The sequence below is a fragment of the Rhodococcus wratislaviensis genome (genome assembly GCF_041228765.1).
GTDB classification, from domain to species: Bacteria; Actinomycetota; Actinomycetes; order Mycobacteriales; family Mycobacteriaceae; genus Rhodococcus_F; species Rhodococcus_F wratislaviensis.
The window spans coordinates 754,035-769,462 of record NZ_CP150488.1 but is presented as its reverse complement, the minus strand read 5'-3'; the positions used below and the strand labels follow the sequence as shown (position 1 = coordinate 769,462).

Genomic DNA, 15,428 nt, shown 5'->3' with positions numbered 1-15,428 from the left:
TCCGGGCCTCAGCGTGCGCGCTGGGGGTCGACGGCGGCGGGGGTGGTCATCGGTGTGGGCGGCGCCGAGTGGAGGCGGCGCCGGACCGCCTTCTCCGCCTCGACGACGATCGGGATGATCAGCGACCAGCCGAGGCAGGCGAGCCACTGGGCGCCGGTCAGCGACGTGGTCATGAGGAGGTCCTGGAGGAATCCGATCTCGACCGCGAACACGGTGACCACGACCGGGACGGACAGGATTTTCAGTGCGCCGAGGATCGGTGCGGTGAGCCCGGACTCGGGGTCGCGACGCATGACGAGTCCGGCGAGGATGGAACCGAACGACAACACCACGAACGCCGTCGTCATGGGGACACTCGCCTCGGTGGTACTCATGTCGCCCGGCGCGAGGAGCATCGCGGCGAGCGTGACGGCGAACTGCAGGACGCCGTACGCCAGCCACTGCACGAACGCCCTCCGGTTGGCGATCGGCATCTGCGGGTCGCGGGGCGGCTTGTTCATCAGATCCGGCGCAGGTGGGTCGAGCATGATGACGGCGACCGGGAACAGTGTGATGAAAAAGTGCTGGAACAGCACCATCAGCGGGGTGAGCGCGACCCCGTCGTTGATGTCGAAGATGCTTGCGACGAGAAACAGCAGAACCAGCGAGAACAGTTTCGACATCTGGTACCGGATGTACGACACGATCTTCTCGTAGATGTTGCGGCCCAAGCGGATCGCGGTGATCAGGGTTCCGAAGTTGTCGTCGGTGAGGATCATCTTCCCGGCCTGTTTGGTGACCTCGCTGCCAGATCCCATGGCGACGCCGATGTCGGCCTTCTTCAGTGCGGCGGCGTCGTTGACGGCGTCCCCGGTCATCGCGACGACCGCGCCGCCCTTCTGCATGATGTCGGCCAGGCGGAGCTTGTCCTGGGGGGTGACGCGGCCGAACACGTGCAGGTTCGGAAGTGCGACCGCGAGGTCCTCGTCCGTCATCGCCTGGAGTTCGGGACCGCCGATCGCGCCCGGTCCGAGGCCCAGTTCGGCGCCGATCGCGGATGCGGTGATCGCGTGGTCGCCCGTGATCATGCGGACGTCGATGCCTGCTGTGTGGGCGGTGCGCACGGCGTCGATCGCTTCCGGCCGCAGCGGATCGATGATGCCGACCATGCCGACGAATGTGAGGTCCTCCACGAACGACATGGGGTCGGCCGCCGCCTCCACCTCCTGCCCGTCGAGTCGGCGGGCGGCGAATGCCAGTACGCGCAGACCCTTCTCGGACATGGTCCGGTTCGCTGCGGTCAGCTCCTCCCGGACCTCGTCGAGTGCTGCCACCTGCCGGCCCGGCCGGTAGGCGGTGGCGCATCGGGCGAGGACCACGTCGGGTCCGCCCTTGACCAGTTCCACGAACCGGGTGCTCCCGTCCACCTGGAGATGGTGGAACGTGGCCATGAACTTGTAGGCGGAGTCGAACGGCACCTCGGCGACGCGGGGATACGTTTGCCGGGTGAGTGGGGCGTCGACGCCGACCTTGGCCGCGAGCACGACCAATGCGGCCTCCGTCGGATCGCCGACGACCTCCCCGGTGTCGGAGACGGTGGCGTCACTGTCGAGGCACAGTCCGTACGCGAGCAGGGTGAAGTCGGGGACGGCCTCACCCGCGACGTGGGTGATCCTCCCGGTCTTGCTGTATCCCTCGCCGTCGACGGTGTACCACCGGCAATGGAAATACAGCGACCGCGCTGTCATCTGGTTCATCGTCAGCGTGCCGGTCTTGTCCGAGTTGATCGCGCTGGTGGCGCCGAGGGTCTCGACGTCGGTGAGGTTCTTCACGACGGCCTTCGCCTCGGCCAGCTGCCGGGCCCCGAAGGCGAGCATCGCCTGCACGAACGTCGGCAGACCGGTCGGGATAGCGGACACACCCATGGAGATGCCCAGCAGCAGAACCGTCGTCAGGCTCTGTCCGCGAATCACCCCGAGGACGACGATGAGCGCGACCGCCGTCCACGCGATGATTCCGAGCACCTTGGTGAGCGAATTCAGTTCGCGCTGGAGCGGAGACTTGCTCGGTGCGACGGCCGACAGCATCGACGCGATCTGACCCATCTGGGTGTGCATGCCGGTCTCGGTGACCACCATGGTGGCGGTGCCGCGAGTGACCGAAGTGTTCTGGAAGACCATGTTGCTGCGGTCACCGAGGGGGACTTCGGCGGTGTCGAGGGTCTGAGGGTCCTTCGGGACGGGCGCGCTTTCTCCCGTCAGCGCGGCCTCCTGTGCCTCGAGGGTCGCCGACGTGAGCAGTCGGCCGTCGGCGGGGACGACGTCGCCGGCCTCGAGGTGCACGATGTCGCCCGGTACGAGTTCGGTGGCGGCGAACTGTTCCAGCGCCCCGTCCCGGGTGACCCGAACCTGCGGTGTCTGCATCTTCGCGAGCGCGTCGACGCTGGCGCGTGCCTTCAGTTCCTGTTGCGTGCCCAGCACGACGTTGAGCACGACGAGTGCCGCGACGATGATCGCCGTCGGCACCTCGCCGATGACGACGCTGACGACCGCCACGGCGACCAGCATCAGGTTCATCAGATCCCTCAGCTGTTGCAGCGCGATCGCCCACGTCGACGGCGCCGGCTCGGAGGCGATCTCGTTGGGACCGTGCCGTCGGCGACGTTCGTCCGCCTCGCCGACCGTCAGACCCGCCAGCCGATCGGAGGCCAGTGCGGACACCACGGCGTCGGTGTCCTGGGCATGCCAGGCTGTCTGCGCCTGCGTGGGTTCCGTGGTGGCCATGACCGCTCGTCCTTCTCCTGCGTTCGGTCCTCAGTAGGGTGTGGGGATCCAGTGCAGGGGTTGCCTCGGCGGTGTGTAGCCGTGCGGGCCCCGCCGATCCGGCAAGGTGATGTCGGGGCGTTCCAGGGGTTCGTAGGGGATCTGGCTCAGAAGGTGGCTGATGACGTTGAGCCGTCCGCGTTTCTTGTCATCGTTGACCGCGACGTACCACGGCGCCCAGCCGGTGTCGGTGAAGTGGAACATCTCGTCCCGGGCCCGCGAGTAGTCGTACCAGTGGGTGTACGACTTCAGGTCCAGGTCCGACAGCTTCCAGACCTTCCGCGGGTCGTCGATCCTGCTCTGCAGGCGCAGCGTCTGCTGGTCCTCACTCACCTCCAGCCAGTACTTCAGCAGGATGACGCCGGAGTCGACGATCGCGCGTTCGACCGTCGGGACGAGTTGGAGGAACTGCTGCGCTTGCTCCTCGGTGCAGAAGCCCATCACCCGTTCGACGCCCGCGCGGTTGTACCAACTACGGTCGAAGATGACGACCTCCCCGCCGGACGGGAGGTGCGGTAGGTACCGCTGCACATACATCTGCGACTTCTCGCGATCCGTCGGGGCGGGTAGGGCGACGACACGGAACACGCGCGGACTGACCCGCTCGGTGATCGCCTTGATGACGCCGCCTTTCCCGGCGGTGTCGCGACCCTCGAAGACGATGCAGATCCTCGCATCCGATGCTTTCACCCACTCTTGCAATGCGACGAGTTCGCAGTGGAGCGGACGGAGCAGGCGGCGGTACTCCTTGTTCTTCATCGGTGCGCCGGGCTCGGCACCGTCCGGTCGGGGCAGATCGATCCCGGATTTCTCGTGCTTCGATTTCTTACCCACGGCTTCGACCCCGGCTGCCTGCGGCTCAGTACCGATCCGGCTGCCACGTCGACAGGGCCCAGATCACCACGACGTCGAGCGCGATGATGAGTACCGACCACCACGGGTAGTACGGAAGCCACAGAAAGTTGGCGAGTATGGAAACGGCCGCGATCACGATCGCGGACACCCGCGCCCATCCCGCTCCGGTGAACAGTGCGAGGCCGACCGCTGCGACGAGCACACCCAGCACGATGTGGATCCAGCCCCAGGTGGTCAGGTCGAACTTGTACACGTAGTTCAGCCCCGTCACGAATACTTCGTTCTCGGCGACCGCGGCGATTCCTTGGAAGAACTGGATGATCCCGACGGTCACCATGATGATGGCCGCCCCGATCGAAGTGCCTGCCGCGACGCCCTGCTTGACTGACCTTGTCTCGGACATGACCGTCCCTTTCCCTACCGCGAGCCCGGCGGCCCGGTACCTCACATTGTCCGTCATTTCCACCTGGTGATAGTCGGGAAACTGTATTTCCGGACGGTGCCCCGGATACTGGATTCATTCCAGACGCAGGGACATTCACGGTCCTGGCGCCGAACTGAGTTGTTCCAGAGGCCGTTTCGTGTCTTGACGCTGGTTACGCAGCGGGAAGACGATGGTGTGATGATCGGTGACGACGAGTTGCTTCAGATCGAACAGGTCATCGAGCGCCTGACGACTCGTTATCCCACAGTGTCACCCGTGGACATCGAGCACATCGTTCGCACCGTTCACAAGCGGCTCGCGAAAGGCAGAATCCGTGACTTCGTCCCCCTCCTCGTGGAGAAGGCGGCACGACGCGAACTGTCGGACCGCGCAGCGACCGAAGCGGTCAGTTGACCTTGTGCTCTAGTCGCCGTGGCCCGTCGGGTGGATACTGACCAAGAGCCGTGTGGCTGTCGCTGCTGTCTTCAGAAGAGAGGTTCTGCAGTGAACGACACCGATTTCGACGAACTCGGGCCCATCGACTATCTCGTCGTGGAGTTTCCCGCCGACCGCAGACCCGACGGATCGGCGTTGCCCCTTCTGGTCGATCTGGTCGAACGACGCATCATCCGTGTGCTCGATCTGATCTTCGTTCGCAAGGAAGCCGACGGATCGCTGGTGGGGATGGCCATCGAGGACCTCGGGCTCGAGGGTGGTGTGGACGTGACGCTGTTCGCCGAGGCGGCGACGGGTCTGATCGACCGAACAGACCTCGAGGATGCGGCTGCCGTACTCGCCCCCGGGTGTTCCGGAGCCATTCTCGTCTACGAGAACTGCTGGGCCGCACCGTTCGCCTCCGCACTGCGCCGCGAGGGCGCGCAGCTGGTGGCCTCGGGGCGGATCCCCGTTCAGGGGATCCTGGCGGCGCTCGACGCGCTCGACGCCACCAATTGAGGTTCGAGGAGGCCGGAATCCTGGCCTTCTGATCGGAAACACCGAGTGGACGGAGCGTCGAAAATGGAAGGTTTCTGGGAGTTCTTCTGGTTCATCTTCGTCTGTTTCGCCTTCGCGGCCTATTTGTCCGTGTTGTTCTCGATCATCACCGACCTGTTTCGGGACCGCGAGACTTCGGGGTGGGTCAAGGCGATCTGGATCTTCTTGCTGTTCGTCATTCCCTTCCTGTCGGCATTGGTGTACGTGATCGCCCGCGGCGACGGCATGGCGAAGCGGTCGATGGCCGCCGCTCATCAGGTGAAGCAGGCACAGGACTCCTACATCCGGGACGTCGCCGGGAAGTCTCCGGCGCAGCAGATCGGGGACGCCAAGGCGCTGCTCGATTCCGGGGCGATCACCGACGCCGAATTCCAGGCGATCAAGACGAAGACACTGACGTAGAGTCCGTCGGCGGTCGGCCGGAAACGACTTGTTCGATGTTCGAACATCTCAGGTGGACTTCGGTCTTCACGGCGCGTGGCGGATTGCCGATTGGTGTCGATCGCGAGTCTGTGACGGCTACGCTTGTCAGGTGCCGAACGATGTGATCGACGGTGCGCCCGAGCGCGAAGCCCGCCCTGCCCGGCCTCCCGGGTATCGTCGCTGGCTTCCGGACCGCTATGCCTTCGGGGGGCTGGTGGTCGCGGTGCTGTTCGTGTGGCTGTCGTTGACGCCGACGCTTCTGCCCCGTGGTCCGTTCTTCCAGGGTCTCGTCACCGGCGTATCGGCGGCCCTCGGGTACGCCATCGGGTTCCTCGGCTCCAAGCTGGTTCGTCATCTCGTGCGGCGGGAGGCCCCGACCCGCGTGAAGATCATGGTTCGCCGGGTGGCGTTTGTGGTCGGAATCGTCGGAACCGCGGCGATGCTGGTGTGGTTCTGGGATTGGCAGTCGCAGTTGCGGGCGATCATGAGTGCCGCACCGTTCCCGTGGTTCGGCTACCTCGTCATGGTGTTCGTGGCGGTGCTGATCTTCGTCTTGTTCGTTGCGATCGCCCGGGTGCTGCTGCGGGCGGTGTGGTGGGTCGAACGGAAGATCAGCCGGGTGGTGCCGCGGCGGATCTCGGCGACGGTCATCGGTGTACTGGTGGTGGCGCTGCTGTTCGCACTCGTCAACGGCGCGATGGTGCGCGTGATCATGTCGGGGCTGAACAACTCGTTCGCCGCCGTCAACCAGGAAACCAAGGCGGGCGACGAGCCGCCGACGTCGTCGCTGCGTTCGGGCGGGCCGGACTCGCTCGTCACGTGGGATTCGCTGGGACGGCAGGGCCGCTCGTTCATTTCGCGTGCCCCGACCGTCGGCGAACTGTCGGCGTTCAATGGTGGGCGGCCGGCGCTGGAGCCGATTCGAACCTACGCCGGGCTCGCCAGCGGCGGCGATTCGATCCGGGAGAACGCACAGGTGGCAGCAGACGAACTCGAACGTGCGGGCGGGTTCGACCGCGCGGTGGTGGGGGTGGCGACCACAACCGGGACCGGGTGGATCAACGAAAGTCTCGTCTCCTCACTGGAATACATGTACAACGGCGACACTGCGATGGTCGGGCTGCAGTACTCCTATTTGCCGAGTTGGCTGTCCTTCCTGGTGGACAAGGAGCGTGCCCACCAGGCCGGGGAGGCGTTGTTCGACGCGGTGTACGACAAGTGGAAGGCCCTGCCGGCGGAGACCCGTCCGAAGCTCGTCGTGATGGGCGAGAGCCTCGGCTCCTTCGGTGGCGAAAGCGCATTCGGCAGCGTCGATGATGTCGAGGCCCGCACCGACGGGGTGCTGTTCACGGGACCACCCAATGCCAACGAGATCTGGACGGATGTCACCACGAACCGCGATCCGGGCTCACCCGAATGGCTGCCGATCTACGAGCAGGGCGAGACCGTCCGCTTCGGAGCACGCGCACCGGAGGACCTTCCGCGCCCCGATTCACCCTGGGGGATCCCACGCATGGTCTATCTGCAGCACCCATCGGATCCGATCGTCTGGTGGTCGCCCCAGCTGCTGCTGAGCGAGCCGGACTGGCTGAAGGAGGACCGTGGCTACGACGTCCTCGACAGCACACAGTGGTTCCCGTTCGTGACCTTCCTCCAGGTTGCGGCCGACATGGCGGTATCGACAGGTGTTCCCGACGGGCACGGGCATTCGTACGTCGTCGACATCGCCGACGCGTGGAGCGCGATCCTGCCGCCCGAGGGCTGGACCCCGGCGGACAACGACCGCCTGCGGACCGTGCTTGCCGAGATGGGCGCGGACGGCTGACTGCTGTGCCGGCCGGCGGCTACGGTGCCGTCAGGAAGGACGTGACGGCCGGGATGAGATCGGGTGCATTGGTGAGGATGTCGAGGTGCCCGCCGCGGTGGAGGTGCAGGGTCGCGTGCGGCAGGAGCGCGTTCATGATGTGAGCGTTGGCAATGGGAATGATCGGGTCGTCGGTGCCCGCGAGGATCAGCGTGGGCTGTCGGATGAGGGGAAGCAGCGGCAGGCTCGTCCACGCCGCTCCCGCGATGAGCTGATGGAGATAACCGATGCGCGAGCCCGAGTGCATCTGCTTTCCGAAGACTCGCGCCACGGCTTCACCCCCGAGGCGGGCCGTGCCACCGTACAGGTCGCCGGCGATGGCTGCCGCGTAGCGGGTGTCGGTGAACCGCCTCGGCGTCAGCATCTTCGCGAGCACACGCGGGTGCCCCGGAATCATCAGGGCGCCGGTCCCGGTGGCGACGAGGACGACGCGCCGGCAGCGCCGCGGGTTCTGCAGGGCGAACTGCTGGGCCAGCGCTCCGCCCCAGGACAAGCCGAGGATGTCGACGACATCGACCCCGATCTCGGTGAGGAGGCGGCTCAGGCCGCACGCGAGGGCAGGAATCCCGTACGGGACCGGTGATGCCGGCGAACCCCCGGTCCCGGGGACGTCGAAGCTGATGATCGTCGCTGTCGGGTCCATCGCGGCGACCAGCGGGTCCAGCACTTCCAGGCCTGCTCCGATGCCGTTGCACAGGACCAGGGGCACACCGGTCCCGCGGCGGACCCGCACCCGGATCGGTCGACCACCGACCGGAACAACCTTGTCGTCGAATCGATCGCTCCGGCCGAACAATTCGGTCACGCTCACGTGTAGAGCACCACGACGTCCGCGATGCACACCGGACGCGTTCCGCCGTCGATCTCGTAGGTCAACCCGAAGACTGCCTCGATGCCGGCCGGTTTCCGTTGCGCGGCGATCACGGACACGGTGACGCGCAGCGCGGAACCGACGGGCACGGGCGCCGGGAACCGCACCTTGTTCAGGCCGTAATTGAGGGCGGCGTGCACGCCGTCGACGGTGAGAACTTCGGCGAGGATGCTCGGGGCCAGCGACAGCGTGAGATAGCCGTGCGCGATGGTGCCGCCGAAGGGGCCACTGGCCGCGCGTTCGGGATCCGTGTGGATCCACTGGTGGTCCCCGGTCGCGTCGGCGAACAGATTCACCTGATCCTGCGCAATTTTGAGCGTGCCCGTGGTTCCGATGGTCTGTCCGACGAGCCCGAGGAGATCGGTGGGCTGTGTGAGATGCATGGGTAGGAATGTCCCTCTGTGGTGTTTAGAGCGGGTCAGTTGTGGTGGACGTAGGTCCCCGGGGCGGGCCCGAGCGGGGGGAACTGCCGGGCGCCGAGGCTGCCGGGGGTGTCGATGTCGGGTCCGCTGCGCTCGGCCAGCCAGCGCGCGTAGTCGGGCCACCACGAGTCCGGTGCGGTCTCCGCTGCGGCAAGCCATTCGTCCGGAGTCTCCGGGACGGGCTGCCCGAATCGGAAGGACGCCCGTGGATTGCCCGGCGGGTTCACGAGTGAGGCGATGTGACCGTTCGACGACAGCACGAACCGGGAGTCCTTGCTGCCGAGGAGGCGAGCGCTCCGGTAGGTGGACTGCCACGGGCAGAGGTGGTCGGCGGAGCCGCCGACGACGTACGCGTCGGCGGTCACGGTGGCCAGGTCGACGGGTGTGCCGAGCATGGTCGCCGCGCCCGGCATCGTCAGCGCGTTGCGCAGGCCGAGCAAGACGAGATCGCGGTGCAGTGCCGCCGCCATGCGGGTGGTGTCCGAGTTCCAGAACAGCACGTCGAAGGCGGCGGGAGCCCGGCCCTGCACGTAGTTGTTCACCCAGTACCGCCAGACCAGGTCGGTCGGACGCAGCCAGGCGAACATCTCGGCGAGGGTGCGGCCGTCGAGATATCCCTTGGCGGCCGAGTCACGGATCGCGGCCGCGGCGGCGCGCTCGCTCATGACGGCCGCCGCGGTGCCGGCCCGGGTCTGGTCGAGCACGGTGACGGCCAGGGTGAGGCCGGCGATGCGGTCGCCCTCACCGATCTCGGTGAGATGCGCTGCGACCATCGCCGCGAGAATCCCGCCCGAGCAGGTGCCCAGGACGTGGGCGCTGTCGGTCCCGGCGATGCACTGCACCGTATCGAGCGCCTCCACGATCGCCGCGCCGTAGGTGTCGGCATCCCAGTCCCGGTGCCGGGCGTGGGGGTTGCGCCAGGAGATGGCGAAGACCTGCTGACCCTGCTGCAGGAGATACTCGATCAGGCTGCGGCCCGGTGCGATGTCGAGGATGTAGTACTTGTTGATGACGGGCGGGACGATCAACAGCGGTGTGGCGTGGACCTTTTCCGTCTGCGGCGTGTAGTGGATCAGTTCGAAGGTGCGGGTCTGCAGGACGACGGCGCCCTTCGTCGCAGCCACGTCCTCCCCGACGGCGAACGCGTCGGGCTCGACCATGGCGGGCACGCGCGGTTTCGACCGCAGGTCGCGGACGAGCGCGCGGACGCCGCGTGCCGCGCTGAGGCCGCCCGTGTCCACCATTGCCTTCCATCCCAGCGGGCTGAGCAGTGGATTGTTGGTGGGGGACAGGCCTTCGACGAGGTTGTCGAGGACGAACCGCATCCGCTCGTGGTCACGCCAGTCGAGTTCGGCGTCGTCGAGCAGGGCCGCAGCGGTGTGCGACGTCGCGAGGTACGCCTGCATCGCCCGGCGCAGGGCCGGATTCTGCTGCCACGCGGCGTCGCCGAAGCGCCTGTCCGCCTTCGTGGGAGAGCGGTCCGAGGTGCCGACGGCGATGGCGCCGAGTTCGCGGGCGAGGGCACCGCCGCGCCGCGCGAGGGTACCCGGGCGGCCGGCGAGGCTCCGCCCGAGACGGGTCCACGAGCTGTCGGGGAGCATGCGAGCCGCGACACCGCGGGTTCCGCTGGTGAGGAGAAGATCGAGGGGAGCGGTGAGCTCGTCGGGGACAGTCGGGAGGGGAGTGGTGCTCACACTGGTGCTTTCGGTATCAGAGGGCGGCCGGGGCGCGGCCGAGTTCGCGTTTGAGGATCTTGCCGGTGGCGGTCATCGGCAGGGTGGTGACGAATTCGACGCTGCGGGGGTACTTGTAGCTCGCCATCTGCTGCTTGGCCCAGGCGATCAACTCGTCCGGGGTGACCTGTGCGCCGGGCTCGAGGATGACGTACGCCTTGATCTCCTCGCCGTGACTGTCGTCGGGGACGCCGACGACGGCGGCCAGGGAGATGGCATCGTGGCCGAGGAGGACTTCCTCGATCTCTCGGGGATACACGTTGAATCCGCCGCGCACGATCAGGTCCTTCGCCCGGTCGACGATGTAATAGAAGCCGTCGTCGTCGACGCGGGCGAGGTCACCGGTCCGGAACCAGCCGTCGCGCAGCACTTCCGCGGTGGCGTCTGGTCGGTTGTAGTACCCCTTCATGACGTTGTGGCCGCGCAACGCGATCTCGCCGATCTCACCGGACCCGGTGACGGTGTTCCAGTCCTTGTCGACGAGCCGGGCCTCGATTCCCCACACAGGGACGCCGATCGAACCGGGCCGGGGCTCGCCGCCGGGGTCGCTGAACGTCGCGAGTGGCGACGTCTCGGACAGTCCGTATCCCTCGAGGATCTGCACACCGAAGCGGTCGGCGAACCGGGTGAGGATCTCCACCGGCAGCGCGGCACCGCCGGAGATCGCGAGTCGCATGTTGCCGGCGATGCGATCGATGTCGGCGGGGTGTCCGTCGAGGGCGCCGAGCAGACCCCAGTACATGGTGGGCACGCCGGCGAAGACGGTGATGTTCTCCCGCTCGATGAGGTCGAGTGCGGCGGCGGCCTCGAACCGAGGCAGCAGCACCAGGGTCGCCCCCACCGAGATCCCGGCATTGAGGGTGACCGTCTGACCGAACGAGTGGAACAGCGGCAGCGTCACCAGATACCGGTCGTGGGTGGCGGGTGTGCTGTCGAAGAGGCGGTTGGCGGTCAGCGCGTTGAGCACCATGTTGGCGTGGGTGAGTTCGGCGCCCTTGGGTTTTCCGGTGGTCCCGCTCGTATACAGGATGACGGCGGTGTCACCGGGTTCGCGGACGACGGTCTCGGAAGCGGTGTTTTGCAGCGCCATCGCGTCGGCCAACGTGCCGATGCCGTCGATCGCGGCGGGAGCGTCCGGGTCGGCGGTGATGCGGAACATGCTGCGGCAGTGCGGGCTCTGCGCGAACGCGGAGCGCCCGTACTCGCCCATCGGCAGGTCGGGGGTGCCGTCGTAGCAGAAGTACGCCTTGGCGTCGGAATCTGTGAGGTGGTAGGCGATCTCGCGGTCCTTGAGGAGCACGTTGAGGGGCACGACCACGGCGCCGGCCTTGAGGATGCCGTAGTAGACGACGGGGAACTGGGGGATGTTGGGACAGGAGAGCGCGACCGTGTCGCCGGGTTCGATGCCGCACGACACCAGCAGGTTCGCGACCTGGTTCGACCGGGCGTCGAGGTCGGCGTAGGTCATCCGCTCGTCACCGAGAATCAGGGCGTCACGGTCGCCGAACCGGCGGGCGGAGTCTTCGAGGAGTACGGAGAGGTTGAGCACGGGACACTTTCTCGTGGTGGGAAGGTGGGAGAAGCGCTACGAGAGCGGCGCTGCGGTGGCGGCGCGGACCAGGTCTTCGGTGACCCCGGGCGCGCACTCGCGCAACACGAGACCGGAGTCGGTGACGTCGACGACGGCCAGGTTGGTGATGATCCGGTGCACGACGCGGCGGCCGGTGAGTGGCAGCGTGCAGCGTTCGACGATCTTCGGGGCACCGGACTTGTCGCAGTGCTCCATGAGCACGATGACCTTGCGGGCGCCGTGCACGAGGTCCATTGCGCCGCCCATGCCCTTGACCATCCGTCCCGGAACCATCCAGTTCGCGAGGTCGCCGGCCGCGGAGACCTGCATTCCGCCGAGGACGGCGGTGTCGATGTGGGCGCCGCGGATCATTCCGAAGCTGAGCGCCGAGTCGAAGAACGACGCGCCCGCGTTGACGGTGACCGTTTCCTTGCCGGCGTTGATCAGATCCGCGTCGACCGCATCCTCGTCCGGGTAGCGACCGGTGCCGAGGATCCCGTTCTCGCTGTGCAGCGTCACCTGAACCCCGGCGGGGAGGAAGCTCGGGATCAGCGTGGGCAGCCCGATGCCGAGGTTGACGTACTCGCCCGGCGACAGTTCCTCGGCGGCACGGGCCGCCATGTCCTCGCGCGTCCAGCCGATCGTCTCGACGATGGTCGTCATGTCAGTCCTTCCTCACGGCGACGGTGCGCTTCTCGATCTGCTTGTCCTGAGTCCCGGTGTGGACGATCCGGTCGACGAAGATCCCCGGCAGGTGCACCCGCGCCGGGTCGAGCACGCCGGGTTCGACGAGCTGCTCGACCTGGGCGATGCAGATGCGGCCGGCCATCGCGGCGAGGGGGTTGAAGTTGCCCGCGGCCTTGGCGAACACGAGGTTGCCCTCGCTGTCGCCGATGCGGGCGTGGACGAGTGCGAAGTCGGCGGTGATCGATTCCTCGAGCACGTATTCGCGGCCGGCGAACTCGCGGATCTCCTTGGGCGGGGAGGCGACGGCCACCGATCCGTCGGGGGCGTACCGCCACGGCAGCCCGCCGTCGGAGACGGGCGTTCCGACCCCGGCGGGGGTGAAGAAGGCGGGGATCCCCGCACTGCCGGCACGCAGCTTCTCGGCCAGGGTTCCCTGCGGCGTCAGCTCGACCTCGAGCTCACCCGACAGGTACTGGCGCGCGAATTCCTTGTTCTCCCCGACGTATGACGCGGTGACGCGTCGAATCCGGTTGCGGGTGAGCAGGATCCCGAGCCCGCGGTCGTCGACGCCGCAGTTGTTGGAGAACACCTCCAGGTCGGTGGCGTCACCGTCGGCGATCGCCGCGATCAGCTCGTCCGGGATGCCGCACAACCCGAACCCGCCGACCGCCAGCGACGCACCGGACCCGATGTCCGCGACGGCGTCGGCGGCCGAACCGAAGACCTTGCGCGTCATCGGGCATCTGCGTTCGCGAGACCGGGGACGACCGTGCTCTCGATGAGGTCTCGGAGCAGTTCCTCGGCGTACGGCCAGTACCCGTAGCCTGCGGCCGGATTGAGGTGGCCGACGGCACCCAGGTCGACGAGCTTGCTGCCCCACGACTCGGCCATCCCGGCGACCCGACGGAATCGGGCCATCGGATCGTTCGTGCTGGCGGCGACGACGCTGGGGAACGGCAGCCGGCCCCGGGGGACGGGGTCCCAGCCACCCTGCTCGAGTTCGCCGGGGGTGGGATACCCCGCGGGCAGTGGTTCCTCGAGGTCCGGTGGGGTGGCGAGCAGGGCGCCCTGGATCGGGCGGGTGGACTGCTGGGCCCAGTGGACGGTGATCGCCACTCCCGCACTGTGGGCGACCAGCACGACCGGGCCGTCGATGTCGGCGAGGACGGCGTCGAGTGCGGCGACCCGGGCCGCGAGGCTGAGCTTGTCCTGTTCGAGAGGCGGCACCGTCCGCACGGTGTCGAGTCGCTCGGCGAGCAGCGTCTGCCAGTGGTCGGCGACGTGGTCGCGCAGTCCGGGCACGATCACCACGGTCGGTGAGGTGGAAGTGGTCACGGTCGACTCCAGTTCTTCGGAGGTGGATCAGGCGGGTGCGGCGGTGAGGGCGGCGAGCTTGCGGCGTCCGGCCGGGTAGGCGCGTTTGCCGAGGACGAGGGCGATGATCGCGACGATGTAGATCAGGGGCGCGATCTGCAATGCGGTGACGAGGCCGAAGCGGTCGGCCAGCACCCCGACGACGAAGGGTCCCAGTGCCAGTCCGAGGAGATTGTTGGCCAGGGTGAGGGTGCCGAAGGCCGAGGCGCGCACTGACGAGTGGGTGAGGTTCGCGACCATCGCGGCGATGGGGCCGGACGAGCCGGCGGAGAAGAAGGCACCGATACCGATCAGGACCAGTTGGGGCGTGCCGGTCGGCAACTGGAATCCGGCGCCGAGGAAGACGAGGGAGATCACGCCGAAGACCACCGCGGTGGTCCATTTCCGTGCGGGATCGTTGCGGCTCACGCGGTCGGTGATGATGCCGCACACCACCATGCCGCTGCCGACGAGGAGGACGAAGATCGACGCCATCGCACCGGCCTTGTCGAGTGCGAGGCCGTAGGACCGGTTGAAGAAACTCGGCAGCCACGCGAGCAGGACACCGGCAGTGAACATCTGGAGACCACCACCGATGTAGGCGAACACGACGGCGGGGGTGGTGAACAGGCTCGAGATCGGCGCCCGGAATCCGGCGGGGCCGGGTGCGTCGGCCGGGTCGTCGTCGGCCGCATGCTGAGCAAGTTTGCGTTCGGAGACCAGAGCCCGGAACAGGGCGACGAGCATGAGCCCGAAGACGGCCATCGCGGCGAACGACCAGCGCCAGCCGAGGTTGACAGCGATCACGCCGCCGAGGGCGACGCCGATCACGGACCCGAACGATCCGCCGCCCATGAAGGCGCCGCTGAGCGTGGAGTGCACTCGCGGGGCGAACACGCTGAGAACCACCGCGATGCCGACGCTGCCGTAGGCGGCTTCACCCACGCCGACCAGGAAGCGGGCCCCGAGCATCTGCTCGTAGCTGCTCGCTACCGCGCAGAGCAGTGTGGCGATGCTCCAGAGCACGGCCATCAGGACGAGGCTCTTCACGCGACCCCACCGGTCGGCGAGCAGCGACAGCGGGAGGGTCAACAGTCCGACCATCAGCGCGACGACGCTGCTGAGCGACGCCAGCTGGGAATCTGTCAGCGTCCATTCGGTTTTGAGGAGCGGGAATACGGCGCTGAGGACTTGCCGGGACATGTAGTCCGACAGCAGCAGACCGAAGGTGAGTGCGAAGACGATCCACGGGTAGAACCGGGACCGGGAGGCCGGGGCGGTGTTCCCGGTGGTGGCATTAGGGGTGGTGGTGTTCAGGGCGGTGGTGGCAGGCAGTCCCATGAGGCCTCCTATGGCCGTCAGGAGTGATAAAGGGTGGGGGAGAGAGCCGGCCGTGCTCGTGCGAGCAGCGGTCTTCCCGGCTCTCTCCCCG

The 15,428-nt window shown here is 67.3% G+C and carries 15 protein-coding genes; 4 read left to right on the top strand and 11 right to left on the bottom strand.

Annotation, left to right across the window (positions count from 1 at the left end):
• Positions 1-8 precede the first annotated feature (8 nt).
• From WKC72_RS03485 to WKC72_RS03475, 3 genes are read right to left on the bottom strand one after another with little or no spacing between them, the layout of a single operon-like run.
• Complete coding sequence (locus WKC72_RS03485; protein WP_370181761.1) at positions 9-2,762, bottom strand: cation-translocating P-type ATPase; 2,754 nt, start codon at positions 2,760-2,762, stop codon at positions 9-11.
• 30 nt (positions 2,763-2,792) lie between these two features.
• Complete coding sequence (ppk2, locus tag WKC72_RS03480; RefSeq protein WP_037238121.1) at positions 2,793-3,635, bottom strand: polyphosphate kinase 2; 843 nt, start codon at positions 3,633-3,635, stop codon at positions 2,793-2,795.
• 25 nt (positions 3,636-3,660) lie between these two features.
• On the bottom strand, positions 3,661-4,059 hold the full coding sequence (locus WKC72_RS03475; protein ID WP_037238123.1) for a hypothetical protein: 399 nt from the start codon (positions 4,057-4,059) through the stop codon (positions 3,661-3,663).
• Between the two features lie 219 nt (positions 4,060-4,278).
• Here WKC72_RS03475 and WKC72_RS03470 point away from each other — a divergent pair, with 219 nt between their 5' ends.
• The 4 genes from WKC72_RS03470 (at position 4,279) to WKC72_RS03455 (ending at position 7,321) form a co-directional block, all read left to right on the top strand.
• The gene (locus tag WKC72_RS03470; protein ID WP_037238125.1) at positions 4,279-4,494 is read left to right on the top strand and encodes a three-helix bundle dimerization domain-containing protein; all 216 of its coding nucleotides are present in this window, start codon (positions 4,279-4,281) and stop codon (positions 4,492-4,494) included.
• A 90-nt stretch (positions 4,495-4,584) separates the two neighbouring features.
• Entirely contained in the window at positions 4,585-5,034 is a 450-nt protein-coding gene (locus WKC72_RS03465) for a DUF6325 family protein (RefSeq protein ID WP_037238127.1), read from the top strand.
• Between the two features lie 63 nt (positions 5,035-5,097).
• The gene (locus WKC72_RS03460) at positions 5,098-5,475 is read left to right on the top strand and encodes an SHOCT domain-containing protein (protein ID WP_037238129.1); all 378 of its coding nucleotides are present in this window, start codon (positions 5,098-5,100) and stop codon (positions 5,473-5,475) included.
• Between the two features lie 130 nt (positions 5,476-5,605).
• On the top strand, positions 5,606-7,321 hold the full coding sequence (locus WKC72_RS03455; protein ID WP_370181759.1) for an alpha/beta hydrolase: 1,716 nt from the start codon (positions 5,606-5,608) through the stop codon (positions 7,319-7,321).
• A 19-nt stretch (positions 7,322-7,340) separates the two neighbouring features.
• On the opposite strand, the gene WKC72_RS03450 is transcribed toward WKC72_RS03455, so the two are convergent.
• From WKC72_RS03450 to WKC72_RS03415, 8 genes are read right to left on the bottom strand one after another with little or no spacing between them, the layout of a single operon-like run.
• Complete coding sequence (locus tag WKC72_RS03450; RefSeq protein ID WP_112301398.1) at positions 7,341-8,171, bottom strand: alpha/beta fold hydrolase; 831 nt, start codon at positions 8,169-8,171, stop codon at positions 7,341-7,343.
• Positions 8,168-8,614, bottom strand: a complete 447-nt coding sequence (locus WKC72_RS03445; RefSeq protein ID WP_112301399.1) for a MaoC family dehydratase — start codon at positions 8,612-8,614, stop codon at positions 8,168-8,170. The genes WKC72_RS03450 and WKC72_RS03445 overlap by 4 nt, the downstream gene beginning before the upstream one ends.
• Positions 8,615-8,649: 35 nt before the next feature.
• Positions 8,650-10,347: an alpha/beta hydrolase gene (locus WKC72_RS03440; RefSeq protein ID WP_268792162.1), complete on the bottom strand. Its 1,698-nt coding sequence runs from the start codon at positions 10,345-10,347 to the stop codon at positions 8,650-8,652.
• 16 nt (positions 10,348-10,363) lie between these two features.
• Positions 10,364-11,935: a long-chain fatty acid--CoA ligase gene (locus WKC72_RS03435; RefSeq protein WP_370181758.1), complete on the bottom strand. Its 1,572-nt coding sequence runs from the start codon at positions 11,933-11,935 to the stop codon at positions 10,364-10,366.
• 36 nt (positions 11,936-11,971) lie between these two features.
• Positions 11,972-12,619, bottom strand: a complete 648-nt coding sequence (locus tag WKC72_RS03430; RefSeq protein ID WP_112301402.1) for a CoA transferase subunit B — start codon at positions 12,617-12,619, stop codon at positions 11,972-11,974.
• 1 nt (position 12,620) lies between these two features.
• On the bottom strand, positions 12,621-13,379 hold the full coding sequence (locus WKC72_RS03425; RefSeq protein WP_370181756.1) for a CoA transferase subunit A: 759 nt from the start codon (positions 13,377-13,379) through the stop codon (positions 12,621-12,623).
• Complete coding sequence (locus WKC72_RS03420) at positions 13,376-13,978, bottom strand: alpha/beta hydrolase (protein ID WP_112301403.1); 603 nt, start codon at positions 13,976-13,978, stop codon at positions 13,376-13,378. Before WKC72_RS03420 ends, WKC72_RS03425 begins: the two co-directional genes overlap by 4 nt.
• A 27-nt stretch (positions 13,979-14,005) precedes the next feature.
• Positions 14,006-15,337 (bottom strand): MFS transporter, encoded by a 1,332-nt coding sequence (locus WKC72_RS03415; RefSeq protein WP_037238143.1) that lies wholly within the window; start codon positions 15,335-15,337, stop codon positions 14,006-14,008.
• Positions 15,338-15,428 lie beyond the last annotated feature (91 nt).

Excerpts from the sequence above, each read along its gene's own strand:
- WKC72_RS03475 (WP_037238123.1), bottom strand. The coding sequence starts at position 4,059 with ATGTCCGAGACAAGGTCAGTCAAGCAGGGCGTCGCGGCAGGCACTTCG.
- WKC72_RS03460 (WP_037238129.1), top strand. The coding sequence starts at position 5,098 with ATGGAAGGTTTCTGGGAGTTCTTCTGGTTCATCTTCGTCTGTTTCGCC.
- WKC72_RS03425 (WP_370181756.1), bottom strand. The coding sequence starts at position 13,379 with ATGACGCGCAAGGTCTTCGGTTCGGCCGCCGACGCCGTCGCGGACATC.
- WKC72_RS03485 (WP_370181761.1), bottom strand. The coding sequence starts at position 2,762 with ATGGCCACCACGGAACCCACGCAGGCGCAGACAGCCTGGCATGCCCAG.
- WKC72_RS03415 (WP_037238143.1), bottom strand. The coding sequence starts at position 15,337 with ATGGGACTGCCTGCCACCACCGCCCTGAACACCACCACCCCTAATGCC.
- WKC72_RS03470 (WP_037238125.1), top strand. The coding sequence starts at position 4,279 with ATGATCGGTGACGACGAGTTGCTTCAGATCGAACAGGTCATCGAGCGC.
- WKC72_RS03430 (WP_112301402.1), bottom strand. The coding sequence starts at position 12,619 with ATGACGACCATCGTCGAGACGATCGGCTGGACGCGCGAGGACATGGCG.
- WKC72_RS03445 (WP_112301399.1), bottom strand. The coding sequence starts at position 8,614 with ATGCATCTCACACAGCCCACCGATCTCCTCGGGCTCGTCGGACAGACC.